The sequence below is a fragment of the Methylobacterium currus genome, from assembly GCF_003058325.1.
GTDB classification, from domain to species: Bacteria; Pseudomonadota; Alphaproteobacteria; order Rhizobiales; family Beijerinckiaceae; genus Methylobacterium; species Methylobacterium currus.
This window is the reverse complement of the sequence record NZ_CP028843.1, coordinates 1,986,002-2,009,055: the sequence shown is the minus strand read 5'-3', so window position 1 is coordinate 2,009,055 and position 23,054 is coordinate 1,986,002. Positions and strand designations below refer to the sequence as shown.

Annotated in this window: 23 protein-coding genes; 7 read left to right on the top strand and 16 right to left on the bottom strand. The window is 71.8% G+C overall.

The genetic code is table 11. The annotated features are described in order from the left end of the window. Positions 1–91: 91 nt before the first annotated feature. The 12 genes from DA075_RS09390 to DA075_RS09335 all read right to left on the bottom strand — a co-directional run bounded on the left by DA075_RS09390 (position 92) and on the right by DA075_RS09335 (position 13,682). On the bottom strand, positions 92–1,483 hold the full coding sequence (locus DA075_RS09390) for an FAD-dependent oxidoreductase (protein WP_099952971.1): 1,392 nt from the start codon (positions 1,481–1,483) through the stop codon (positions 92–94). After that, positions 1,480–2,091 carry a cysteine hydrolase family protein gene (locus DA075_RS09385; RefSeq protein WP_099952970.1) on the bottom strand — a complete coding sequence of 204 codons (612 nt, stop codon included), beginning with the start codon at positions 2,089–2,091 and terminating at the stop codon, positions 1,480–1,482. Before DA075_RS09385 ends, DA075_RS09390 begins: the two co-directional genes overlap by 4 nt. Next, on the bottom strand, positions 2,088–4,154 hold the full coding sequence (locus DA075_RS09380) for a hydantoinase/oxoprolinase family protein (RefSeq protein ID WP_099952969.1): 2,067 nt from the start codon (positions 4,152–4,154) through the stop codon (positions 2,088–2,090). The genes DA075_RS09385 and DA075_RS09380 overlap by 4 nt, the downstream gene beginning before the upstream one ends. Further along, complete coding sequence (locus DA075_RS09375; protein ID WP_099952968.1) at positions 4,151–5,836, bottom strand: hydantoinase B/oxoprolinase family protein; 1,686 nt, start codon at positions 5,834–5,836, stop codon at positions 4,151–4,153. Before DA075_RS09375 ends, DA075_RS09380 begins: the two co-directional genes overlap by 4 nt. Then, positions 5,833–6,699 carry an isocitrate lyase/PEP mutase family protein gene (locus DA075_RS09370; RefSeq protein WP_099952967.1) on the bottom strand — a complete coding sequence of 289 codons (867 nt, stop codon included), beginning with the start codon at positions 6,697–6,699 and terminating at the stop codon, positions 5,833–5,835. The genes DA075_RS09375 and DA075_RS09370 overlap by 4 nt, the downstream gene beginning before the upstream one ends. Positions 6,700–6,969: 270 nt before the next feature. Beyond that, the gene (locus DA075_RS09365) at positions 6,970–8,364 is read right to left on the bottom strand and encodes an MmgE/PrpD family protein (RefSeq protein WP_099952966.1); all 1,395 of its coding nucleotides are present in this window, start codon (positions 8,362–8,364) and stop codon (positions 6,970–6,972) included. Between the two features lie 3 nt (positions 8,365–8,367). After that, positions 8,368–9,069: an ABC transporter ATP-binding protein gene (locus tag DA075_RS09360; protein ID WP_099952965.1), complete on the bottom strand. Its 702-nt coding sequence runs from the start codon at positions 9,067–9,069 to the stop codon at positions 8,368–8,370. Beyond that, positions 9,062–9,808 (bottom strand): ABC transporter ATP-binding protein, encoded by a 747-nt coding sequence (locus tag DA075_RS09355; RefSeq protein WP_099952964.1) that lies wholly within the window; start codon positions 9,806–9,808, stop codon positions 9,062–9,064. Before DA075_RS09355 ends, DA075_RS09360 begins: the two co-directional genes overlap by 8 nt. 4 nt (positions 9,809–9,812) lie before the next feature. Next, positions 9,813–10,787, bottom strand: a complete 975-nt coding sequence (locus DA075_RS09350) for a branched-chain amino acid ABC transporter permease (protein ID WP_099952963.1) — start codon at positions 10,785–10,787, stop codon at positions 9,813–9,815. Beyond that, positions 10,784–11,656 carry a branched-chain amino acid ABC transporter permease gene (locus DA075_RS09345; protein WP_099952962.1) on the bottom strand — a complete coding sequence of 291 codons (873 nt, stop codon included), beginning with the start codon at positions 11,654–11,656 and terminating at the stop codon, positions 10,784–10,786. The genes DA075_RS09350 and DA075_RS09345 overlap by 4 nt, the downstream gene beginning before the upstream one ends. Positions 11,657–11,658: 2 nt before the next feature. Further along, complete coding sequence (locus DA075_RS09340) at positions 11,659–12,876, bottom strand: ABC transporter substrate-binding protein (RefSeq protein WP_414468051.1); 1,218 nt, start codon at positions 12,874–12,876, stop codon at positions 11,659–11,661. Further along, on the bottom strand, positions 12,873–13,682 hold the full coding sequence (locus tag DA075_RS09335; protein ID WP_099952961.1) for a GntR family transcriptional regulator: 810 nt from the start codon (positions 13,680–13,682) through the stop codon (positions 12,873–12,875). Before DA075_RS09335 ends, DA075_RS09340 begins: the two co-directional genes overlap by 4 nt. Before the next feature lie 256 nt (positions 13,683–13,938). Between DA075_RS09335 and DA075_RS09330 the strand changes: the two genes are divergently transcribed. After that, the gene (locus DA075_RS09330; RefSeq protein ID WP_099952960.1) at positions 13,939–15,054 is read left to right on the top strand and encodes a COX15/CtaA family protein; all 1,116 of its coding nucleotides are present in this window, start codon (positions 13,939–13,941) and stop codon (positions 15,052–15,054) included. 91 nt (positions 15,055–15,145) lie between these two features. Next, entirely contained in the window at positions 15,146–15,871 is a 726-nt protein-coding gene (trhA, locus tag DA075_RS09325; RefSeq protein WP_099952959.1) for a PAQR family membrane homeostasis protein TrhA, read from the top strand. A 260-nt stretch (positions 15,872–16,131) separates the two neighbouring features. Here the strand turns inward: trhA and DA075_RS09320 are convergent, their stop codons facing one another. Next, on the bottom strand, positions 16,132–16,380 hold the full coding sequence (locus DA075_RS09320) for a hypothetical protein (protein ID WP_099952958.1): 249 nt from the start codon (positions 16,378–16,380) through the stop codon (positions 16,132–16,134). Positions 16,381–16,596: 216 nt separating this feature from the next. On the opposite strand from DA075_RS09320, the gene DA075_RS09315 reads away from it, so the two are divergent. Next, positions 16,597–16,812 (top strand): hypothetical protein, encoded by a 216-nt coding sequence (locus DA075_RS09315; RefSeq protein ID WP_099952957.1) that lies wholly within the window; start codon positions 16,597–16,599, stop codon positions 16,810–16,812. A 35-nt stretch (positions 16,813–16,847) separates the two neighbouring features. On the opposite strand, the gene DA075_RS09310 is transcribed toward DA075_RS09315, so the two are convergent. Together DA075_RS09310 and DA075_RS09305 are read right to left on the bottom strand one after the other, a co-directional pair. Further along, positions 16,848–17,330, bottom strand: a complete 483-nt coding sequence (locus DA075_RS09310; protein ID WP_099952956.1) for a DUF192 domain-containing protein — start codon at positions 17,328–17,330, stop codon at positions 16,848–16,850. 92 nt (positions 17,331–17,422) lie between these two features. Then, complete coding sequence (locus DA075_RS09305) at positions 17,423–18,061, bottom strand: cold-shock protein (protein WP_164712275.1); 639 nt, start codon at positions 18,059–18,061, stop codon at positions 17,423–17,425. Between the two features lie 288 nt (positions 18,062–18,349). Here DA075_RS09305 and DA075_RS09300 point away from each other — a divergent pair, with 288 nt between their 5' ends. Further along, the gene (locus DA075_RS09300) at positions 18,350–19,333 is read left to right on the top strand and encodes an acetyltransferase domain-containing protein (RefSeq protein WP_276330936.1); all 984 of its coding nucleotides are present in this window, start codon (positions 18,350–18,352) and stop codon (positions 19,331–19,333) included. 225 nt (positions 19,334–19,558) lie between these two features. Here the strand turns inward: DA075_RS09300 and efp are convergent, their stop codons facing one another. Next, positions 19,559–20,128, bottom strand: a complete 570-nt coding sequence (gene efp, locus DA075_RS09295) for an elongation factor P (RefSeq protein WP_099952953.1) — start codon at positions 20,126–20,128, stop codon at positions 19,559–19,561. 168 nt (positions 20,129–20,296) lie between these two features. On the opposite strand from efp, the gene epmA reads away from it, so the two are divergent. The 3 genes from epmA to DA075_RS09280 are packed head-to-tail and all read left to right on the top strand — an operon-like array spanning position 20,297 to position 23,027. Continuing rightward, positions 20,297–21,364: an EF-P lysine aminoacylase EpmA gene (gene epmA, locus DA075_RS09290; protein ID WP_099952952.1), complete on the top strand. Its 1,068-nt coding sequence runs from the start codon at positions 20,297–20,299 to the stop codon at positions 21,362–21,364. Next, positions 21,361–22,434, top strand: a complete 1,074-nt coding sequence (locus tag DA075_RS09285) for a lysine-2,3-aminomutase-like protein (RefSeq protein WP_099952951.1) — start codon at positions 21,361–21,363, stop codon at positions 22,432–22,434. Before epmA ends, DA075_RS09285 begins: the two co-directional genes overlap by 4 nt. Next, positions 22,410–23,027, top strand: coding sequence for a glutathione S-transferase family protein (locus tag DA075_RS09280; RefSeq protein WP_099952950.1), 618 nt, complete (start codon positions 22,410–22,412; stop codon positions 23,025–23,027). Before DA075_RS09285 ends, DA075_RS09280 begins: the two co-directional genes overlap by 25 nt. Positions 23,028–23,054 lie beyond the last annotated feature (27 nt).

The following is a 23,054-nucleotide window of genomic DNA, read 5'->3' as shown; positions in this document are numbered from 1 at the left end:
GTCCCCACCCTGCACGATCTTCGATCGCCCCTACCCCTGTCCCACATGGGAGAGGGGATCCCGCGCCATGCGTGTCGAAGGTAGATGATCTTCAGCGAGTCATCGCCCCCGCCGCCTGGCCGGCGATGCGCCCGAGCGCCACCGCCGCCAGCAGCCCGTTGCCCGACAGGTATCCGCCCGGCCCCGTCCCCGACACGCCGCAGGCGGCGCCCCCCGCCGCGAACAGGTTCGGGATCGGCGCGCCCGCCGCCGTCAGCACCCGTGCGTCGTCGTCGACCACGAGCCCGCCCTGGGTATGGAACAGGGCGCCGGTCACCCGCACCGCCCGGTAGGGCGCGGCGAGGGCCGGCACGCCCGCGAAGGAGCGCCCGAAGCCGTCACGTCCGCCTGCCCGCTTCAGCGCCTCAACCTCGGCGAGAGTCGCGGTCAGGGCCTCCGCTGGCAGGTGCAGCCGCGCCGCCAGCTCCGCCGGCGTCTCGGCCGCGATGATCGCCCCGGCGCTCTCCGCGCGGCGGAAATCCTCGAACTGACGGGCGATCGCGGCGATGCGCTCATCGAACACCGTCACGGCGGTGCCGCCGGGCTGGCGCAACACCTCGGCCGCCTGCTCGGAATAGCCCTTGCTCTCGTCGGAGAAGCGCCGCCCCTCCGCGTTCACCTGGAAGCCGCCCTCGGTGACCGTGGCCCAGGTGATCAGGATCCCGTGCGGGTGCGCCACCGAGCCGTGGCCCTGGTGGCCCGAGAGGTGGCGGGCGGCCGCACCCAGCGTCTCGCCCCACAGCAGCGCGTCGCCCTGGTTGCCCTCGTGGCCGAAATAGAGCGCGCCCGACAGCTCCGGCACGTGCTGCGCCACCAGGGCCTTGTTGCCGCCGTAGCCGTTGCAGGCCAGCACCAGGGCCCGGCAGGCGACGCGCTCGCGCGAGCCGTCGGGACGGTGAAGGCCGATCCCCCGGATCGCGCCGTCCTCGGTGTAGAGCGTGTCGACGACCGCCTCGCAGAGGACCGGGATGCCGGCCTCCTCGACGGCGCGGGCGAGGCGGTCGACCAGCTCCTCCCCCGACCGGCTCGGCAGGCCGTGCATGCGGTTCGCCGAATGGCCCGGATAGCGGAAATCGGTGATGACCGAGAAGGGGAGGCCGTGGCGGTCGGCGAGCCATTCGAGGGCGGGTCCCACCGAACCGGCGAGACGCGCGACGAGGGCCGGGTCGGGCTCGTTCTTCGCCTTCGCCATGATGTCGGCGGAGAACAGCGCGGGGCTGTCGTCGAGCCCGGCCTCGCGCTGCCAGCGGGTGCCGGGGGCCGGGACCAGCCCGGCCGAGAGGGCGGTCGAGCCCCGCGGGACGGGGTCGCGCTCGACCACCAGCACCTCGGCCCCGGCCTCGTGGGCGGCGAGCGCCGCCACCAGCCCGGCGGCCCCGGCGCCGATCACCGCGACTGGCACGTCGATGTCGAAGGAAACGGAGGCGGCGGGCTCGACCCTCATGCCGACAGCTCCCGCAGCATCTCCCCGACATCCGCCACCCGGCAGACCGGCTTCAGCGCGTCGATCGCAGTCTGGTGAACCGCCGGCGAGAAAGCCGCGCAGCCATCCGACAGGACGGTGACCGAGAAGTCGCGCACATGGGCGTCGCGCACCGTCGAGGCGACGCCGCCATTGGTGACGATGCCCGACACGATCAGCCGCTCGATCCCCGCCTTGCGCAGGACCCATTCGAGCCGGGTCATGTAGAAGGCCGAGTAGGCGACCTTCTCGACCGAGAGGTCGGCGGGCTGGAGTTCGTCCACCAAGGCGTGGCCCCAGGCGCCGGGCAGGAAGTCGCCCTTCCTCAGGAACGGCCGCAATTCGCGCAGGTGGGGCGAGATCAGCGGCTCGCCGCCCTTGCCCGGCACCAGCGTGAAGTGGGTCGAGACGATGAACCCGCCCTTCGCCCGGATCAGCTCGGCGAGCGGCCGCACCCGCGCCGGCACCGCGGCGATCTCGGGGGCGGACTGGCCGGCGCGGCCATAGGCGCCGTCCGGGTGCAGGAAGTCGTTCTGCAGGTCGCAGATCAGGAGCGCGGTGCGCTCGATCGGGATCGGGGCATGGCTCATGCGGGCTCTCCCGTGCGGGTGACCACGACGTTGCCGAGCCGGTCGACCCGGGCCGTCAGGTCGGGATCGACCACCGTGGTGGCGTCCGGCTGCTCCAGGATCGCCGGACCGGGGATCTCGGCCCCGACCGGCAACGCGAGGCGGGCATAGACCGCGGCTTCGTGCCAGGCGCCATTGAACCAGACCGGGCGGCTGCCGAGGCGGGCGGCCTCCAGCGAAGCATCCGGCCCCGGCGCCAGGGCGGCGAGGTCGAAATGCGGCCGACGGCCGATCGCCGCGGTGCGCAGGTTGACGATCCGGGTGCCGAGGCCCGGCAGCAGCCGGCTGAACGAGGTGCGGTAGGCCGCCTCGAACGCCGCCTGGATCACGCCGACGGTGACGCCGGTGGTGCCGTTCTCGACCGTCACGGGGAGCGCCACCGCCACGGTATGGGTCTGGCCGACATAGTGCATGTCGAGCTCGAACACCGTGTCGATCCGCGAGACCGTGAGGCCGGCGGCCTCGACGACCGCGCGGGCGCTCTCGGCTTCCGCCACCATCCGCCGGTCGAGGGCGGCGGCGTCGAGACCCGCCAGCGACAGGTTCAGGGTCTGGACCTGGTCGTGCCGGATGTCGGCGATGACGCAGCCGAGCGCCGAGGTGACGCCCGGATAGCGCGGCACCAGGGCGCCGCGCAGGCCCACATCCTTGATCAGCGCCCCGACATGCAGCGCCCCGCCGCCGCCGAACGGCACCGCGGCGAATTTCTGCGGGTCGTGGCCGCGCTCGATCGAGACGAGGCGGATCGCTCCCGCCATCTTGCCGTCGGCGACGCGGACGATCGCTTCCGCCGCCGTCATCACGTCGAGGCCGAGCGGCGCGGCGACGTGCTCCTGGATCGCCGCCTTCGCGGCCTCGACGTCGAGGCGCTTGAGCGCCCCGCCGATCGGCCGCTCGGCGTTGATGCGCCCGAGCACGACGTTGGCGTCGGTGAGCGTCGGGCGGGTATTGCCTTGGCCGTAGCAGACCGGGCCCGGCCGCGACCCTGCGCTCTCCGGCCCGACCTGGAGCAGGCCGCCGGCATCGACATGGGCGATCGACCCACCGCCGGCCCCGATCGTGCTGATCTCGATCATCGGCGTGCGGATGACGAGGCCGAAATCGATCGTCGTCTGGGCCGCGAGCGCCGTCTCGCCCTCGACCACCAGCGACACGTCGAAGGAGGTGCCGCCGAGGTCGCCCGTGATCACGTTCGGGAAGCCGGCCTCCTTGGCGATGGCCGCCGCCGCGATCACGCCGGCGGCCGGCCCCGAGAGGGCGGTGCGGACGGGAAGCCGCCGGGCGGTCGCCGTCGACATCACGCCGCCATTCGACTGCACGATGTGGAAGCGCCCGGAAAAGCCTTCCGATTCGAGCGCCCGGTCGAGCTTGCCGAGATAGCTGCCGACGACCGGCTGGAGATACGCGTTGAGCACCGTGGTCGAGGTGCGCTCGAACTCGCGGATCTCCGGCAGGATGCCCGACGAGCGCTCGACATTGGCGTTCGGCCACACGGCGCTTGCCGCTTCCAGCGCCACCCGCTCGTTCTCCGGGTTGGCGTAGGCGTTGACGAAGCAGATCGCCAGGGCCTCGGCGCCGTTGGCGAGGAGCGCGCGGGCCGCCTCCGCCACCTGCTCCGGATCGACGCCTTGGCGGATCGTGCCGTCGGCGAGCGTCCGCTCGTCCACCTCCAGGCGCAGGTCGCGGTCGACCACCGGGACGAAGTCGCCCCACAGGCCCCAGGTGTGGCGCCGGTCGCGCCGGCGCATCTCCAGGACGTCGCGGAAACCGCGGGTGGTGATGAGGCCGATGCGGGCGCCCTTGCGCTCCAGGAGCGCGTTGGTGCCGACGGTGGTGCCGTGGACGATCGAGGCGAGGTTCGCGACCGGGCCGAAGCCTTTGAGGCCGGCGAGGAAGCCCACCGCCTCGTCGCCGCGGTTCGACGGGACCTTGCCGGTCTGGAAGCGGCCGGCGGCCTCGTCGTAGTAGAAGAGGTCGGTGAAGGTGCCGCCGACATCGACGCCGACGATGGCGCGGGGGGTCATCGGGTCTCTCCGGTCGTCAGATCGTAGTCGCGGGCGGCGGCCTCCGGCGTCACGTAGCCGAGGCGCAGGTCGCGGTTCAGGGCGTCAAGGCTCCGCTCGGCCGGGAGGCCGAAGCCGCCGCCGCCGGGGGTCTCGAGCCGGACCCGCTCGCCGGCCCTGATCCGCACGTCGGTGACCTTCGACACCATCGGGGGGCTCGCCCAGCCCTCCGGTGTCTGCCAGGCGAAGCGGTTGAGCGCCGCCGGCCGGCCGCCCTTGACGCCGAACGGCGCCACCTTGCCGCGCTCGCCGAGAAGGAACACGTCGGCGTCGGTCAGGGTCTCGATCTCGTAGACGGCGCCCAAGCCGCCGCGATGCGCGCCGGCCCCGGCGCTGTCGGGCCGCAAGGCCCATTGCGTGAAGACGACCGGATAGGCGGCCTCCAGGATCTCCACCGGCGGGATCGTCGCGGTCGAGATCGGGTTGTTGGCGTGGCTCAGGCCGTCGGTCTCCGGGTTGCCCCCGAGGCCCCCGCCGAAGAACGAGAACATCACCCAGCGCGAGCCGTCCGGCCGGTGGCCGGCGAGCGAGAGCGCGTTGATGGTGCCGAAGGGCGCGGCGGTCGCCCGCTCCGGATCCGCCGAGGCCAGGGCGCCGAGCACGACGCCGATCAGCCGCAGGATCGTCTCGGTGTAGCCGGCCATGGGCTTGGGCGCGCCGGCGCCGAGCAGGGTCGTCTCCGGCACCGTGAAGGTGATCGGCCGCAGGCAGCCGGCATTGGCCGGGACCTCGGTGAAGACGTGCTTCAGGGCGACGTAGCAGGCGGCCACGGTCGTGGCGTGCGAGATGTTGATCGGCCCCTGTGCGGGGGCCGAGGAGCGCGAGAAGTCGAGCGACATCTGGTCGCCCGCGATGGTGAGGTCGAGGGCGATGGTCAGCGGCTCGTCGACGATGCCGTCATTGTCGAGCACGTCCGCGAAGCTGTAGCGGCCATCCGGCAGGGCGCGGATCGCGGCGCGCATCAGCGCCTCGGCCCGGTCCGAGAAGGCCGCGAAGGCGGCATCCACCGTGGCGTCGCCGTACTCGTCGAGGAGCGCGGTGAAGCGGCGCTCGCCGAGGTCGAGGGCGTTGAGCTGGCCGTTGAGGTCGCCCCAGTTCGAGGTCGGGACGCGGGTATTGGCGGCCAGGATGTCGACGATGTCCTGGTTCAGGCGCCCGGCGGAGAAGAGCTTCACCGGCGGGAAGCGCACGCCCTCCTGGAAGCTCTCGGTGGCCTTCGGGTTGTAGCCCCCCGGCACGTTGCCGCCGATGTCGAGCCAATGGCCGACCGAGGCGAGCCAGCAAAAGAGCTTGCCGTTCCGGAAGACCGGACGGACCAGCCGGAAATCGTTGAGGTGGGTGCCGCCGCTATAGGGATCGTTGAACAGGAAGGTGTCGCCGGGCTCCAGTCCCCCCTCGCGCTCGACCTTGGCGATCACCGCCTTGACCGCGAAGGCCATGGCGCCGACGAAGATCGGCAGGCCCTTGGTGCCCTGGACCAGGGTGTCGCCGGTTTTGGCGTGGTAGAGGCCGTGGCAGGCGTCGCGGGCCTCGGCGATGATCGGGTTGAAGGCCGAGCGGTAGAGCGTCGCGTCCATCTCGTCGGCGATCTGCTCCAGGCGGCCCTTCAGCACCGCCAGGGTGACGGGGTCGATCGCGGTCATTGAGCGCTCCCCTCGTAAGCACGGCCGCGGGCCAGCGTCTCGGGGGTGCCGATCAGGGCGTTCAGCTCGCCGAAATCGAACATCCGGTCGGAGAAGGGCGCGTTGGTGCCGGCCTTGGCCAGCGAGCCGTAATAGGCCTGGGCGGTGCGGGCGAGCGCCCGCACGATGCCGCCGGGGAAGATCACCAGGCGGAAGCCCACAGCGCCGAGATCGGCCGCCGAGGCGAGCGGGGTGTCGCCGCCCTCGACCATGTTGGCGACCAGCGGGCGCTGCGTCCCGAGGGCCTTCGTCACCGCGGCGAGCTGGTTGGCCGAGCGCGGCGCCTCGACGAACAGGACGTCGGCGCCGGCCTCCGCATAGGCCTGCGCCCGCTCGATCGCCCGCTCGAAGCCCTCGACCGCCACCGCGTCGGTGCGGGCGACGATCAGGGTCTCGGCGCTCACGCGCGCATCGAGCGCGGCGCGGATCTTGCCGACCATCTCGGCCTGGCCGATCAGCGTCTTGTCCTGGAGGTGGCCGCAGCGCTTCGGGTAGCTCTGGTCCTCGAGCTGGATCGCGCTGGCGCCGGCCCGCTCGAACAGCCGCACGGTGCGCTCGACGTTGAGCGCGTTGCCGTAGCCGTTGTCGGCATCGACCACGAGGGGCGTCGCCACCCGGTCACGCACCAGGGTCACGGTCTCGGCGACCTCGCTCATCGAGACGAGGCCGATATCGGGCCGGCCGAGGCGCGTATAGGCGATGGCCGCGCCGGAGAGGTACAGGGCCTCGAAGCCCGCATCCGTGGCGATCGAGGCCGTGAGGGCGTCGTAGACGCCCGGAGCGACGAGGACACGGTCCTCGGCGAGACGGGACTTCAGGGACATGACGATCAGTCTTCCTGGTGCGATTGCTGTCTGTCAGGCTTTCTCTGTTCGACGAGATACCTGGCCGATGAAGGATCTCCGCGTCATCCCGGGGCTAGCCGCAGGCGAGAGCCCGGGATCCAGAACCGCTGAGCTTGCAGAGCGAGGCAGAGTGCGTTTCGCTAGATTGAAAACCACCTCAGCTTCTGGATTCCGGGTTCCGCTGCGCGGCCCCGGAATGATCCTGAGTGCGTGTCGTCGGTCGCGACCACCGGGAGGGGGTGCCGGGAGCTATCCAACCAACCCCAGCAGCTCCCCAATCCCCTCCGCCCGGTCGATCCCCGCCACCGCCGCGACGATCTGTTCGCTCCGCTCCGCCCCCCAGACCGGCCCGGCGAGCGCGCGAAACTTCTCCCGCACGTCGTCGGCGGAGTACGGATCCTCGGTGTCGCCGCGGTTGGTCAGCGCCTGGGCCGAGAGCTTGCGACCGTCGGCCAGCGTCAGCGTGACCTTGGCCGGCCGCAAACCCGGCAGCTGCGCGGTCATGGTGGGATCCTCCTGCACCATCACCCGACGGGCGAGGGACAGGATGCGGCGGTCGGCCCTGGCCTCGTCGCGGAAGGCGTCGGTGTTCGCCTCGCCGCGCACGAGCGCCGCCGCGAGGGCGAAGGGCAGGGAGAACTTCGCCGCCAGCATCGTCTCGGGGGCCGGATGGTCGAGCTGCGCCGCCCAGACATAGGTGGCGACCTCGACCGAGCGCACCGAATCCGGATCGAGGGGCCCGGCATCCCGGCGGATCTGCGCCAGGGCGTCGAGGGCGCCGTGGGTGTAGCGGCAGGCGGCGTGGCGCTTGAAGTAGTTGCGGGCGATCTCCCAGCGGGTGCCCAAGCTCTCGACCATCGCTTCGGCCGAGAAATCGTCGGCCAGGATGCCGCCATAGACCACGCCGATCCCGTCGCGCTCCGGCAGGAAGCCGCTTGCGGCGAGGTCCCAGGCGGTCAGCCCGAGCTGGTTGGAGAAGCCCGCATAGGTGTTGCGGACCGTCGCCCCCTCCAGCATCGTGCGCCGGCTGGTGCTCAGGCCGAAGGACGAGGCGAGACCGATCGCCCGGCCGATCATGGCGGCGTCGGCGCCATGGAGCCTGGCGACGGCGAGCGCCGCCCCCACCGTGCCCCAGGTGCCGTGCGGGTGCATCGTCACCCGCAGTTTCGAGGCGATGCCGATGCGCGCGCCGATCTCGTAGCCGAGGACGAGGGCCGCGATCAGGTCGGCGCCGGAGGCGCCTGTCTCCTGCGCGGCAGCCAGGACGGCGGGGACGACGTGGATCGCGGGGTGGCCGCGGGCGTATTGGTTGCCCTCGTCGAGCTCCAGCGTCGTGCCGGCGGCGCCGTTGACGAGGGCGGCGTCGCGGGGATCGAGCGACAGGCCGCTGCCGATCGCCGGCGCGTCGCCCCTGCGGCGGGCGGCGAGGCGCTCCGCGAGCGCCCGGCATTCCGGCTCGCGCATCCCGGCGGCGATGACGCCGAGGGAATCGAGCAGGACGAGGCGGGCGCGGTCGACGGCCGCCTCGGGCAGGTCGGCGAAGGACAGGTCCGCCGCGAAGGCGGTCCAGCGGCCGAGCCAGGCGGGGGCGGGTTCGGCCAGCAGGGTGGTGGCCGGGACGATGCCGGGGGTGACGATGCCCATGGCCTACAGCCCCAGATAGGCCCGGCGCAGGGCCGGGTCGGCGGCCAGCGTCGCGGCGTCGCCGGACAGGGTGACGGTGCCGTTCTCCAGGATGTAGGCGCGGGTCGCGAGATCGAGCGACTGCACCACGTTCTGCTCCACCAGCATGATCGGCAGTCCTTCCCTGTTGAGATTGCGTACGAGCGCGAACATCTCCTCGACGAGGAGCGGCGAGAGCCCGAGCGAGGGCTCGTCGAGGATGAGCAGGCGCGGCTCGGCCATCAGGCCGCGGCCGATGGCGAGCATCTGCTGCTCGCCCCCCGAGAGCGTGCCGGCGGCCTGCCCCGCCCGCTCGCGCAGGCGCGGGAAGGTGGCGAACACCCGCTCGATGTTCTCCGCTCTCCGCGCCCGGCCGCGGCGGTAGCTGCCGAGCACCAGGTTCTCGCGCACGCTGAGGTTCGGGAAGATCTTGCGGCCTTCCGGCACGTGGATCAGACCGGCCTCGACGATGGAGGAGGCCGAGGCCTTCGTCATCGGCTTGCCGTCGAAGCGGATCTCGCCGGCCCGCGCCGAGACGACCCCGGACAGGACCTTGTTGAGCGTCGTCTTGCCGACGCCGTTGGCGCCGAGCACCGCGACGATCTCGCCCGGCTGCACCGTCAGGTCGAGGCCGCGCAGCACCTCGGTGGCGCCGTAGCCGGCGCGCAGGCCCGTCACCTCAAGCATGGACGGCCTCCTCAGCCTTCATGCGCGCGGCCGCGCCCTTGCCGAGATAGGCCTCGATCACCTGCGGGTCGGCGCAGACCTGCCGCGGCGGGCCGGACGCGATCATCTTCCCTTGCGCCAGGACGAAGACCTCCTCGCACAGGGTCATCACCGCCTGCATGATGTGCTCGATCATCAGGATGGTGACGCCGCCGTCGCGGATCGATCGCACCACCGGCAGGATGTCGCGGATCTCGGAGGGGTTGAGGCCCGCCAGCACCTCGTCGAGGAGGAGGAGACGCGGCTCGGTGGCGAGCGCGCGGGCCACCTCCAGGCGCTTGCGCCCGGCCACGGTGAGGTCGGCGGCCGGCTTGTCGAGCTGGTCGCGCAAGCCCACCCGGGTCCCGACCTCGCGGGCCTTGGCCACGGCGTCGGCGCGGCGCGGGTGGCGCAGATAGGCGCCGACGGCGATGTTCTCGGCCACCGTCAGGCCCGCGAAGGGCTGGACGATCTGGAAGGTGCGGGCGATGCCGCGGCGAGCCCGCAGGTGCGGCGCCTCCGCGGTCACGTCCGCGCCATCGAACAGCACCCGGCCCTCGCTGGGGGCGAGGAAGCCCGAGATCATGCCGAACAGGGTGGTCTTGCCCGCCCCGTTCGGGCCGATGAGCCCGGTGATCGAGCCGGCCGGCACCTTGAGAGAGGCGTGGTCGACCGCGACGAGGCCCTGGAAGCGCTTGGTGAGGGAATCGACGGCGAGCATCGGATCAGGCCCCCACCGGAACGGCGCGCTCGGCGCGGGCCTTGCGCCGGCGGCGCAGGCCGAGCAGCCCCTGGGGCGCGAAGGCGATGACGGCGATCAGGCAGGCGCCGAACACCACGAGGTCGACCCCCGGGACGCCGCCGGCAAGGTGCTTGGTGACCTCGCCGAGGCCCTGGAGCGCCAGCGCCCCGACGAGCGGCCCGAAGGCGGTGCCGATGCCGCCGACGATCGGGGCGAGCAGCGCCTCGACGGAGATCCAGGTGCCGTAGGCGACGCCCGCATCGAGGTAGAGGAAGTACTGCACGTAGAGACCGCCGGCCGCCGCCGTGATCGCCGCCGAGAGGGCGATGGCGCGCAGCTTCACCGAGAGGGCATCGACCCCGAGCGCGCGGGCCGCCTCCTCGTTCTCGCGCACGGCGATCAGATGGGCGCCGAAGCGCGAGCGCTCGAGCCAGCGGGACGCCAGCAGCGCCACGCCCACGAAGGCGAGGACCAGGAGGTAGAAGGCGCGGCGGTCGGCGAATTGCAGGGTCGCGAGGCCCGGCCGCAGGGGCAGGAGCAGGCCGGCCGCGCCGCCGGTGAAGTCGGCGGAATTCGCCAGGATGCGGAAGACCTCGGCGAAGGCGAGCGTCACCAGGGCGAAGTAGGAGCCGCGCAGGCCCGCCCGGAAGCTCAAGTAGCCGATGGCGAGGCCTGCGAGGGCCCCGATCCCGATCCCGGCGCCGAGCGCGCCCCAGGCGTTCCAGCCGAGCTTCATCTGGAGGATCGCGGTGGCGTAGGCGCCGGTGCCGAAGAAGGCGGCATGGCCGAAGGAGTACTGGCCGCCGAAGCCGCCGAGCACGTTCCAGCCCACCCCCGCGAGCGCGATGATGAGCGTGGTGACGAGGAAGTTGAGCACGCTGCCCGACAGGCCGAGGAAGGGCAGGGCGGCGAGGACCGCGAGGGCGAGGATCAGGGGCAGGAGGTCGCGGGCGCTCATGCGCGGGCTCCGAACAGGCCGGTCGGGCGCACCAGCAGAACCAGGATGAAGATCAGGAAGATGCCGATCTGCCCGAGGCTGTCGCCGAGCAGGAGCCCGGAAAAGCTCTCGACCACCCCGATGATGAGGCCGCCGACGAGGGCGCCGGCGATCGATCCCATGCCGCCGAGCACCACGATGGTGAAGGCGACGAGGACGAAGGCGGCGCCCGAGCGCGGGTTGACGTAGTAGGTCGGCATCAGGAGGCAGGCGGCGACGGCGAGGCAGGCGCAGCCGAGCCCGAAGGTGACGGCGTAGACGTGGTCGACCTCGATGCCGACGAGGCGGGCCCCCAGCTTCTCCCGCGCCACCGCCCGGATCGCCCGGCCCGTATCGGTGCGGTTGAGGACGAGCCACAGAAGGCCCGTGACGGCGAGCGAGGCGGCGAAGCCGATGAGCCGCGGCGTCGAGAGGAGGAGGGGCCCGAGCTCGACCACCTGGAGCGCGGCGTCGGAATCGAGGGCGCGGGTGTCGGAGCGGAACAGCGCCAGGAGCGCGTTCTCCAGCACGATCGACAGGCCGAGGGTCACGAGCAGCACGTTGTTGTCGCTGCCGTGGCTCGCCGGGCCGATGACGAAGCGCTGCAGGCCGTAGCCGAGGCCGAACATCAGCGGCACGATCCCGAGCATCGCCCAGTAGGGATCGAGGTGGAACAGCGCGAAGGCGCCCCAGACCGCGAACATCGCGACGGTGAGGAGCGCACCATGCGCGAAGTTGATGATGTGCAGCACCCCGTAGACCAGGGTCAGCCCGAGGGCGATGAGGGCGTAGACCGCCCCCGTCATCAGGCCGTTGAGCGCTGCCTCGATCAGGATCTGGGGCGCGTACATCGTCACGCCTTGAACGGGAAGTTGGCCTTCGCCTCGGCGAAGCTCTCCGGCGCGATCACCTTCACGTCGCCGCCCTGGACCTGGGTGTTGAGCGGCATCGCGCTGGTGTTCTGGCCGGTCGCGAATTTCGACTGGCCGTAGGGCATCACGCCGCTCGAAAAGCTCTGGGTCGACAGGGCCTCGATGATCTTGAGGCGGTCCGGCGCGCCGGCCTTCTCGATCGCCTCGGCCATCAGCCGCACGGCGGAGTAGTTCATCGGCACGTTGTAGGCGAAGGCGCGGCCGGCGGCCTCGGTGCGCTTGCGCAGCTCCGCCGTCAGCGGGTTCTTCGGATCGGGCCAGTGGTTGCAATCCATCACGCCCTCGGCCGCCTGCGGGAATTCCTTGACGAAGCGCAGGGACGAGGCGCCGCCGCCGAGGATCGCGTAGATGCCCTTCGGCCGGACCCGCTGCTGCTGCATCGTGCGGGCCAGCAGCACGAACTCGCCGTAATAGTTCGACGGGATGACGAGGTCGGGCTGGAGCGAGCGGATGCGCAGGACCACGTTCGCCATGTCGCGGGCCGGGCTCGGATGCGACACGGTCTCCAGAATCTCGAAGCCGAGCTTCGGCAACTCGGCCTGGAGCAGCTTGGCGAGGCCGGAGCCGAACAACCCATCCTCGTGGACGATCACCACCGTGCGGGCCGGCTTGCCGGCGGCGTCGTTGAGCGCGACGAGGCGCTCCAGCGCGCTCTTCGTCACCATGCCGAAGCTCGGCGAGAACCGGAAGGTGTTCTTGAGCCCGCGCTGGGTCAGCTGGTCGGCGACGCCGACATCGATCAGGTAGGGCAGATCGTAGCGCGAGGCCGCCTGGCTCGCGGTGGCGCAGAGCCCGCTGCCGAAGCCGCCGACGATCGCCGCCACGCCCTCGCCGTTCAGGCGCTCGGTCTCCTGCGCGGCCGTCTCGGGGTTCGAGCGGCTGTCGGCGAAGACGATCTCGAGCTTGGCGCCGCCGAGGCCTTTGAGGCCGCCGGCGGCGTTGATGTCCTGCACCGCGAGTTCGGCGCCGAGCTTGCCGAGGTCGCCGTCATTGGCGAGCGCGCCGGTCACCGGCTGGATGATGCCGAGCTTCACGGCCGCGCCTTGCGCCCGCAGGATCGCCGGCATCGCCATGAGCGAGGTCGCCGCGAGGCCGGTGCGCAGGACGGAGCGACGGGACGGAACGAGGATCGAGGTCACGGGGCGGGCCTCCTGTGGGCGGGGCGGGAGCGGGTCTCGGGTTTGGCAGCAGCGGGCGTCCAGCGCCGCTCTCCGGCATCGCCGGTGCGCAGGAGGTCCATCTGGAAGGCGTAGCGGTCCGGCCGGTAGAGCGCGTGCAGGTGCTCGACGCCGCGGCCGGACGGATCGAACACCACCCGGGTCAGGTCGATGAGCGCCGAGCCGACCTCGAGATCGAGGGCCTGCGCCACCTCGGGCCCGGCGAGCGTCGCGCCGATCGCCTGCGTCGCCCGGTCGGCGGTGACGCCGGACCGCTCCATCAGCTCGAGGAGCGGCGTCGCCGCGAGGTCGGCCTCCGAATAGGACAGGCCGACGCGCTCGGGGACATGGGTGGTGAGGTAGGAAAAGGGCTGCCCGTCGATCAGCCGGACGCGCACCGAGCGCTGCACCCGCTCGCCGGGTTCCAGAAGCAGCGCCTCGGCGATGCCCGCGGGCGCCGCGACGTAATCGAAGGACAGGAGCCGCACCCCGGTGGCCCGCCCCATGGCGATCAGCCCCGAGAGCAGGTTGGGCAGGTCGCCGACCACCGGCCGGGGATCCGCCGGCCCCTGCACGAAGGTCCCGGATCCGGCCCGGCGCCGCACCAACCCCTCGCCGGCCAGGAGATCGAGGGCGCGCCGGACGGTCACCCGCGCCAGCCCGTGCTCGGCGGCGAGCGCCGGTTCGCCCGGCAGCCGCGCGCCGGGAGGGAGCCGGCCGCTGGTGATCTGGTCGCGCAGCAGCAGGTACAGCCGGCGCGCCTTGTGCGGTTCGATCGCGGAGGTCACGGGGCCATCCCTGGCTCGTGGCTTGCTTGGTGGCGTGCCGACAGCGCGTCCCGGAGGGTCTGTCAGTGCCTACCTGTCCGATTATGAAGACAGGTTGCTGTCTGTCAATTGGGACAGGTGAGATGCCCGCATGGGAATTTTCGGGGATCGGGCGCGCGCGGAGGCCGCGTCGTGCCGGGTGGTGGAAGAGTCCGTGCTCCGGTGCGGCACCGCAGGGCGTTGCGCGGGGGCGCCCGCCCCCGCTAAGCGGACGCCCATGAGCAGCACGTCCTCGATCAGCCTCGCCCCGCCTGCGGCGCCCGTCGCCGCGGCGCCCCGGTCCCGCCGTGCCGTGCGGACCTGGCTCTTCGTCATGGCCGCCCTGGTGGTGGCGATGGTGGCGGTCGGGGGCGCGACCCGGCTGACCGGGTCCGGCCTGTCGATCACCGAGTGGAAGCCGGTGACCGGCGCGATCCCGCCGCTCTCGGCCGAGGCCTGGGCCCAGGAATTCGCCAAGTACCAGGCGACGCCTCAGTACAGGCTGCTCAACGAGGGCATGAGCCTGTCCGAGTTCCAGTTCATCTATGGCTGGGAATGGGGCCACCGGCTGCTCGGCCGGCTGATCGGCCTCGCCTTCTTCCTGCCGCTCCTGGTCTTCTGGTGGCGCGGGCAGATCGACCGGCGCTTGGGCTTGAGCCTCGTCGGCCTCGGCGCGTTCGGCGGGCTTCAGGGGGCGGTGGGCTGGATCATGGTCGCGTCGGGCCTCCAGCCCGGCATGATCGCGGTGGCACCGATCAAGCTCGCCCTGCACCTGACGCTCGCGAGCGCGATCTATGCCGGCCTCGTCTGGATCGCCTCTGGCCTCGACCGGCGCCGCGACGAGGTGGTGCCGGCGCGGCTCTCCCGGACCGCGCTCGCCCTGATGGCGCTGGTGCTGGTGCAGATCGCCCTCGGCGGCCTCGTCGCCGGCGCGAAGGCCGGTCTGACCTACAACACCTGGCCGCTGATGGATGGCGGCCTCGTTCCCGGCGGCCTCTTTTCCGGCACGCCCTGGATCGAGAACTTCGTGGATAACGTCGCCCTGGTGCAGTTCAACCACCGGCTGACCGCCTACGCGCTCCTGATCCTCGCCGTGCTGCACGCCGTCGATGCGCGGCGTCAGGCCCCCGGCACCGGCGCGGCGCGGCGGGCGACCGCGCTCGCCGGCCTCGTCGCCGCGCAGGCGACGCTCGGCATCGTCACGCTGCTCCTGGTGGTGCCGCTCTGGGCGGCCCTCACCCACCAGGTCGCCGCCATGCTGGTGCTCGGCATGGCGAGCGCCCATGCCCGGCTCTGCCGGGCGCCCCGCGAAGCCCGGCTGTCCCGGGCGCCGGCGGCTGCGCGGGCGGCGTGAGGGCGCAGGAACGTTCGTCCCACGTTCATGCTTGCGCCTTAACCTCGATCAACCGGGAGGCCGTCTCCCGGGCACGCGGAGCGGAGGCCCGATGTCTGTGCAGGACTCTTACCCCGACGTTTCCTCGAGCCCCGTCCCGCGCTTCGCCCCGGACGGCCGTCCCCTGAGCCTCGCCTGGACCTACACGCCGCGCGAATTGCTGGCGGACGGCGTCGTCCATGTGGTCGGGGTGAGCCTCGGCGTGATCGGCGCCCTGGCGCTGACGATCAGCGCCGTCCTCTCTCGGCTCAGCCCCTCCGAGACGGTCGCGGTCGCGGTCTACGCCGCCGGCCTCGTGGCGATGCTCGGCACCTCGGCCGCCTATAACATGTGTCCGGTCGGGCGGCTGAAATGGCGCCTGCGCCGGGCCGACCATGCCACCATCTTCCTGATGATCGCCGGCACCTACACGCCGCTCGTGACCCTCGTCGGCACCGACGGCTTCGCCTTCGGGCTGCTCGCCGCGATCTGGCTCGTGGCGGTGGCGGGGGCCGCCGTGAAGCTGACCCTGCCGGGCCGCTTCGACCGCCTGGCGATCGCCCTCTACCTGGCGCTGGGCTGGAGCGGGCTGATGGCCTACGAATCGGTCATCGCCGCCCTGTCGCCCGGCGCCTTGTGGCTGCTCGCGGCCGGCGGCCTGCTCTACTCGCTGGGGGTCATCTTCCACGTCTGGCGGCAATTGCCGTTCCAGAACGCCATCTGGCACGGCTTCGTGCTGGCGGCGGCAGCCTGCCATTACGGTGCGGTGTTCCGCAGCGTGCTCGATGTCGGGGCGTGAGCCACCGCCGCCTCGCGCACGCAACTACCGCCCGTCCACGTCGTCCCGGCTTCTCGCCACGGCTCGCCCCGGGATGACGCAGAGAAATTATGGCGCATTCGCCCGATCGATCGATGCGGCCGAGCAAACAGGCTCGGACATCGCGTCAAACAATCGAGACGGATGCCGCTGTACGTCCAGCCCCTCGAGTTGCTGAATTCCGGGCTCCGCGTCGCGACCCCGGACGAATGCAGAGCGTCCCGCTATGGATCACCGGACTTTCAGAACGGCGTATAATCCCCGCCATCCGTGATCGTGTCGAGCGCTCGCTCGATCGACGTCACGGCGTCCAGCACCATCTGCACCGTGCGCTCGGCCTCGGTGCGCGGACGGCCCAGGGCGGCGGCGCGGGCGCCGATGTCGTGCAGCTGCTCGGCGATCGTCACCAGGTCGGAGACGACCGACGCGGTGGCGCGGGCGGCGGCATCGGGCGCCGGACGCGGGCGCAGCAGGGGAACGACGTTGCTCATCGGCCCGGACTCTCGCGCAAAGCTCGGGACTCCGCCAGCCGGAGAATCGCAGCCCTCCACACATTCCGCGCGGCGCGGCCTGGGAAGCACAGGGGAAGGGGTTTCCCGCCGGGCGGGCCGCCGGCGCCTTGACGGGCGGGCGGGGGCCGGGCACCCCGGCGGACCATCAGAGCCGAGAATCCCCCGATTCGAGCGGCCCGAAAGTCAGGACCCCTCATGCGTCTCCTTCGTGTCGCCGCGGCGCTCACCCTCGCTTGCCTCGCCGCCGCCTGCACCAGCACCAACGACTCGCGCGGCACCGGCCTTGCCGAGAGCTTCGACACCAAGAACTACGTGCGCTCGAACGACACCAACGGGACCCAGCGCCGGCCCGACGTGAACCGCGTCTTCACCCAGCCGTCGATCCCGAGCATCTCGAACCGCGGCTTCTGAGCCGATTGCCGGCGCCGCCGCCGCCGGACCCCCTGTCAGCGCCCGCGGAACAGCGGGTGCTCGACCCTGTCGCCCGGATGCAGGCCGAGGCGCGCGGCGGTGCCGGCATTGAGCTCGAGCACGCCGAGGACCGGCTCGCCGGACGGGATGGTGCGGGTCGAGAGCGGCTCGGTCTCAGTGGCGATGCGCGCCACCGTGCCGTCGGCGCGGATGAACAGCATGTCGAGCGGCAGGTACGTGTTCTTCATCCACATCGCCACCGGCTCGACGCGCTCGAAATCGAACAGCATGCCGCGATCCGGCGCCATGGTGCGGCGGAACATCAGGCCCTGAGCCCGCCCGGCATCGTCGCGCATCACCTCGACCTGGAAGGTGTGGCGGCCGGAGCGCGAGGCGATGGTCAGCGGCTCGAACGGGCCGTCCGCGCGAACGACGGACGGCAGGAGCAGGAGGACGAGCGCAGCGAGGAGCCGGCGTGGGGTAGCGGCGGCCCGGGGCCGTGCGAAGCGGAGCGACATAGGGCGGAGCTAGCGCAGTCTTCGGCAAAGGGGATGGGTCTTCGCCGCCCGAAACACGGGCGAATCGAAAAAACAGCGGGGTGCGCGCTTCTCTAGTGGGAGGAGGGCGGTCCGGCCCCCACCCCGGTCTCGGTCAGGAGGCGCACCTCGGCGGCCATCAGGCCCTTCGAGCCGTCGCCGTAGCGGACCATGACGTGCTCGCCCGGCTTCAGCTCGGCGATGCCGTAGCGCCGCAGGGTCTCCATGTGGACGAAGATGTCCGGCGTGCCGTCGCCGCGGCTCAGGAAACCGAAGCCGCGCAGGCGGTTGAACCACTTCACGACCGCGGTCTCGAGCCCGCTCGTCGGCACCACGGTGACGTGGGTGCGCGGCATCGGCAGCTCGGCCGGGTGGGTCGCGGTCGACTGGTCGAGGGAGATCACCCGGAAGGCCTGCCAGCCACGGGGGCGCTGCACCGCCTCGACCACGATCCGGGCGCCCTCGCTGGCGCTCTGGTGGCCGTCGCGGCGCAGGCAGGTGACGTGGAGCAGCACGTCGGGCGCGCCGCTATCCGGCACGATGAAGCCGAAGCCCTTCGCGACGTCGAACCACTTGATGCGACCGCTGACCTCGACGAGTTCGGTCGGGCGCTCCGCCGCCGCCTCGAGCCCGGGCCGGGTGTCGCGCGCGCCTTCTCCGAACGCGCCCACCGGCCGTTCCCAGGCGGGGCCTGAACCGTACTCGTCCGACATCGTAAGCAACCCACTCGAATCGCGTCGCGCGCTTCACCGGCAGATTAACAAAGTCATGACTCCGGGGAAGCCCAAATCGCCCGAGTTGAAACGGACACCCGGGTTATCTCGTCTCCGGATTCGCCGCGATCGTGCCCATTCTGCAATCCGGGGAGGCAGACATCTGAAAGAGCGCGCAGTGATTGCGGCGCGAACTGCGCCTCCTCTCCCGATCCTGTGCGTTTTAGCCGCAGGGGAGGGCAGGGGCGCCGGGCTCGGCTATGACGAGATCCGTCCGTCATCCCGGAGATCACCCCGATTCAGACTCACCATCCCCCTGCCCGGCGTCTCGCCCTCATCGACCTCGCCCGCGGCGTCGCGCTCCTGGCGATGGCGCTCTATCACCTGACCTGGGACCTCGGCTTCCTGCGGCTGACGCCCGAGAACGCCGCCCTGTCGCCGGTCGGGCGGGCAGCGGCGCATGGCATCGCGGCGAGTTTCCTGATGCTCGTCGGGGTGAGCCTCGTCCTGGCGCGGCGCCGGCGGTCCGGGTGGTGGCGCCCCTACCTGGCGCGGCTCGGGCGCATCGCCCTGGCGGCGGCCGCGATCTCGCTCGCCACCTTCTTCCTGTTCCCCGGTTCGTGGATCTTCTTCGGCATCCTGCACTGCATCGCCCTGTCGAGCGTGCTGGCGCTGCCAGCGCTCGGCGCGCCGCTGCCGCTGGTCGCGCTCGCCGCCGCCCTCGTCCTCGCCGGGCCGACGCTGGCGGCGCTCGCGGGATCGCCGGCCCTCCTCGATGCGCCGGGGCTCTACTTCCTCGGACTCGGCACCACCGTGCCGACGACGAACGACTACGTGCCGCTGTTTCCGTGGTTCGGCTTCGTGCTGGCGGGGGTGGGGCTCGGCCGGCTCGGCCTGCCGCACCTGGCGGCCTCGCGAGCCGGAGACTGGGCGCCCCGGGGCCGGATCGGGCGGGTCGCGGCGGCGGCCGGGCGGCACAGCCTCGCGGTCTATCTCGTGCACCAGCCCCTGCTGCTCGGGCTGCTCTACGGGGTCGCGGCGGTGACCGGGCCGCATCCGCGGGCCGGGGAGGCGCCGTTCCTGCGCGAGTACCGGGCGAATTGCGCCGAGGCCGGTGGGACCGAGGCGGCCTGCCGGGTGGCGGCACGCTGCGTGCTGGTGCGCCTGCGCGACGAGGGGCTGTGGCGAGCCGGCGGGGACTATACGGGGCAGGAGCAGGCCCGGGCGATCGCGGTGTCGCGGGCCTGCTTCACGCAGGCGGGCGGGGGCTAAGCATCGTTTTGCCGGCCGCGGACGGCCGGGGCCGAGAATGATGCAAAGACAAGAAGCCAAGCAGAGTTGCCCCGTGCAACTCTGCCGAGCCCCGCCCGGCCACGAATCATACCATCGCGCTTTCGCTTCGACACGTCGATGCGAAAGCATCCGGCGCATCGGCGCCGGCGCCCGTTCGGGCTTGGCCAGCGCCTTCGAACGAGTCCGTTCGAAGGCGCTGCGGTATCAATCCTTGGCGCGCTCGACGTAGGCGCCGTCCGCCGTCATGACGACGATGCGGGTGCCGGTGCCGATATGCGGCGGCACCAGGGTGCGCACGCCGTTCGAGAGCGTGGCCGGCTTGTAGGACGAGGAGGCGGTCTGGCCCTTGGTGACCGGCTCGGTATCCGTCACCTCGAGGGTGACGCGCTGCGGCAGCTCGATCGCCAGCGGCACGCCGTTATGGGTCGAGAGCATCACCGCCATGCCCTCCTGCAGGTAGGCGGCCTGGTCGCCGATCACGTCCTCCGGCACCGCGAGCTGCTCGTAGGATTCCGGGTTCATGAAGTGGAACCCCTCGCCGTCGCTGTACAGGAAGGTGTGCTCCCGGTCCTCGACATAGGCGCGCTCGACCTGCTCGGTGGTGCGGTAGCGCTCCGAGACCTTCACGCCGTCGGTGATCCGGCGCATGTCGAGCTGGGTCACCGGGGTGCCCTTGCCGGGATGGATGTTCTCGGCGGAGAGAATCACATAGAGCCGGCCGTCCTTGTCGACGACGTTGCCTTTGCGGAGAGAGCTGGCGATGACCTTCGGCACGGGGCGAATCCTGGACTGGAAGCGTTGACAGAAAGCGGCGGCGTCCGCCAAGCCGCGGGCTTCGCGCGCCGCGCCGGCAGAGGATGCCTTCGGCCCGCCCTATCGCATCTCAGGCGCGACCGCCAGTCGCCCGCCACCCGATGATGTCCGCCCCATGATGTTCTCCCGATGACCTCCGCCTCGCCCTGGTGGGCCCCCCACGCCCATGCCGACCGCCGGCCGCGGCTCCTCGCCCGCAACCGCATCGCCGCTTCCTTACGCGCGTGGTTCGCGGCCCGCGACTTCGTCGAGGTCGAGGCCGCGATCCTCCAGGTCTCGCCCGGCAACGAGGCGCATCTCTCGGCCTTCGCCACCACGGCGATCGGGCCGGACGGGGCGGCTCACCCGCTCTACCTCCACACCTCGCCGGAATTCGCCTGCAAGAAGCTGCTGGCGGCGGGCGAGACCCGGCTGTTCAGCCTCGGCCCCGTCTACCGCAACCGCGAGCGCGGGGCGTTGCACCACCCGGAATTCACCATGCTCGAGTGGTACCGGGCGGGGGAGACCTATGACGGCCTGATGGGGGACTGCGCCGCCTTCCTCCGCCTCGCCGCCGAGAATGCGGGCGCCAAGCGCTTCGTCTGGCGCGGGACCGAGGCCGACCCGTTCGCCGAGCCGGAACGCGTGACCGTGGCGGAGGCCTTCGAGCGCCATGCCGGCATCGACCTCCTGGCGACGGTGGCGCCGGACGCGAGCACCGACCGGGCGGGGCTCGCCGCCGCTTTGGTCCAGGCCGGCATCCGCACCGCGCCCGACGACACCTGGGCCGACCTGTTCAGCCGGGTGATGGTCGAGCGGGTCGAGCCGGCGCTTGGCCGCGGCCGGGCGACGATCCTGTGCGAGTACCCGATCCCCGAGGCGGCCCTCGCCCGGCCGAGCCCCGCCGATCCGCGGGTGGCGGAGCGCTTCGAGCTCTATTGCTGCGGCGTCGAGCTCGCCAACGCCTTCGGGGAGCTGACCGACGCCGAGGAGCAGCGCCGGCGCTTCTCCGCCGAGATGGACGAGAAGGAGCGCGTCTACGGCGAGCGCTACCCCCTCGACGAGGACTTTTTGAGCGCCCTCGCGCAGATGCCGGAGGCGAGCGGCATCGCGCTGGGCTTCGACCGGCTCGTCATGCTGGCGACCGGCGCCCGCCGGATCGAGGACGTGATCTGGACCCCGGTCGCCGAATATCCCCGCACTGAGACGTCCCGGTGAGCGGGCCGATCCGCAAAGCGGGTGAGCTTGTCGGCCGCGGCTTGGTGCCGGCGGAGCGGTTGCCGGCGCTCGAACGGGTGGCGGCGCGCTACGCTGTCTCGATCACCCCGGAGGTGGCCGAGCTGATCGCGGATGCGGATGACGGGATCGGCCGGCAATTCGTGCCGCGGGCCGAGGAGCTGGTCACCGCCCCCGAGGAGCGGGCCGACCCGATCGGCGACGAGGCTCACGCACCCATCCCCGGCATCGTCCATCGCTATCCCGACCGGGTGCTCCTGAAGCCCCTCCATGTCTGTCCGGTCTATTGCCGCTTCTGCTTCCGCCGCGAGGTGGTGGGGCCGGAGGGGCAGGGCAGCCTCACCGAGGCGGAACTGGACGCGGCTTTGGCCTATATCGCCGGTCATCCGGAGATCTGGGAGGTGGTGGTCACCGGCGGCGATCCCCTGGTGCTCTCGCCCCGGCGCCTCGGCCGCATCGCCGCCGCGCTGAAGGACGTTCCGCATGTGCGGGTGCTGCGCCTGCATACCCGCGTGCCGGTGGTCGATCCCGTCCGGATCGATGCCGCGCTGATCGGGGCGCTGAAAGGCTTCGAGGGCGCGGTGTTCGTGGCGCTCCACGCCAACCACCCGCGGGAATTTTCCGGACCTGCCCGGGCCGCCATCGCGCGGCTCGTCGATGCCGGGATCCCGATGGTGAGCCAGTCGGTGCTGCTGGCCGGAGTCAACGACGATGCCGAGTCGCTGGCGGCCCTGATGCGGGCCTTCGTCGAGAACCGGATCAAGCCCTATTACCTGCATCACGGCGACCTCGCCCCGGGCACCGGCCACCTGCGCACCACCCTCGATCGCGGCCAGGACCTGATGCGCGGCTTGCGGGGCCGGGTGTCGGGGCTGGCGCAGCCGACCTACGTCCTCGACATCCCGGGCGGATACGGCAAGGTGCCGGTGGGGCCGGGCTACCTGACGGGGAGCCCCGCGGGATGGACCGTGACCGACCCGACGGGCGGCACCCACGCCTACCCACCGAGGAACGACGAGGAGACGCCATGCGCAGGCTCTGGGGACGGCTGAGCTCCGTCAACGTGCAGAAGGCGGTGTGGGGCCTGGAGGAACTGGGCCTTCCTTACGAGCGGGTCGAGGCCGGCGGCGCCTTCGGGCGGGTGCGGGACCCGGATTACCGGGCGCTCAACCCCAACAGCCTCGTGCCGGTGCTGGAGGAGGACGGCTTCGTCCTGTGGGAATCGAACGCGATCCTGCGCTACCTCGCCCGCAGTCACGATCTCGGCGGCCTGTGGCCGGACCATCCCCAGGCGGCGGCCCTGGTCGACCAGTGGCTCGACTGGCAGGCGACGCGCTTCACGCCCGCGACCCGGGATGCCTTCTGGCAGACCGTACGCACCCCGCCGGAGCAGCGCGACCAATCGGTCATCGACCGCTCGGTGGCAGCCTCGGAAGAATGCGCGGCGATCCTCGACGCGCACCTGATGGGCCGTCCTTACGCGGTCGGCGACCATTTCACCGCGGCCGACATCGCGCTCGCCGCCGCCGCCCATCGCTGGCTCCATCTCGACGTGCCGCGCATCGAGCGGCCGGCCCTGCGCGCCTGGTACGACCGCATCCGCACGCGGCCCGCCGCGGCGGTGGCGCTGCCGCCCCTGAGCTGAACCTGGAAGCTTAGCCCCTACTCTGGC

Coding starts and splice junctions, on each gene's coding strand:
- trhA (WP_099952959.1), top strand. CDS start 15,146: ATGTCTGTGCAGGACTCTTACCCCGACGTTTCCTCGAGCCCCGTCCCG.
- DA075_RS09350 (WP_099952963.1), bottom strand. CDS start 10,787: ATGAGCGCCCGCGACCTCCTGCCCCTGATCCTCGCCCTCGCGGTCCTC.
- epmA (WP_099952952.1), top strand. CDS start 20,297: ATGACCTCCGCCTCGCCCTGGTGGGCCCCCCACGCCCATGCCGACCGC.
- DA075_RS09375 (WP_099952968.1), bottom strand. CDS start 5,836: ATGACCGCGATCGACCCCGTCACCCTGGCGGTGCTGAAGGGCCGCCTG.
- DA075_RS09305 (WP_164712275.1), bottom strand. CDS start 18,061: ATGTCGGACGAGTACGGTTCAGGCCCCGCCTGGGAACGGCCGGTGGGC.
- DA075_RS09390 (WP_099952971.1), bottom strand. CDS start 1,483: ATGAGGGTCGAGCCCGCCGCCTCCGTTTCCTTCGACATCGACGTGCCA.
- DA075_RS09365 (WP_099952966.1), bottom strand. CDS start 8,364: ATGGGCATCGTCACCCCCGGCATCGTCCCGGCCACCACCCTGCTGGCC.
- DA075_RS09320 (WP_099952958.1), bottom strand. CDS start 16,380: ATGAGCAACGTCGTTCCCCTGCTGCGCCCGCGTCCGGCGCCCGATGCC.
- DA075_RS09280 (WP_099952950.1), top strand. CDS start 22,410: ATGCGCAGGCTCTGGGGACGGCTGAGCTCCGTCAACGTGCAGAAGGCG.
- DA075_RS09360 (WP_099952965.1), bottom strand. CDS start 9,069: ATGCTTGAGGTGACGGGCCTGCGCGCCGGCTACGGCGCCACCGAGGTG.
- DA075_RS09345 (WP_099952962.1), bottom strand. CDS start 11,656: ATGTACGCGCCCCAGATCCTGATCGAGGCAGCGCTCAACGGCCTGATG.
- DA075_RS09370 (WP_099952967.1), bottom strand. CDS start 6,699: ATGTCCCTGAAGTCCCGTCTCGCCGAGGACCGTGTCCTCGTCGCTCCG.
- DA075_RS09315 (WP_099952957.1), top strand. CDS start 16,597: ATGCGTCTCCTTCGTGTCGCCGCGGCGCTCACCCTCGCTTGCCTCGCC.
- DA075_RS09355 (WP_099952964.1), bottom strand. CDS start 9,808: ATGCTCGCCGTCGATTCCCTCACCAAGCGCTTCCAGGGCCTCGTCGCG.
- DA075_RS09330 (WP_099952960.1), top strand. CDS start 13,939: ATGAGCAGCACGTCCTCGATCAGCCTCGCCCCGCCTGCGGCGCCCGTC.
- DA075_RS09380 (WP_099952969.1), bottom strand. CDS start 4,154: ATGACCCCCCGCGCCATCGTCGGCGTCGATGTCGGCGGCACCTTCACC.
- DA075_RS09310 (WP_099952956.1), bottom strand. CDS start 17,330: ATGTCGCTCCGCTTCGCACGGCCCCGGGCCGCCGCTACCCCACGCCGG.
- DA075_RS09385 (WP_099952970.1), bottom strand. CDS start 2,091: ATGAGCCATGCCCCGATCCCGATCGAGCGCACCGCGCTCCTGATCTGC.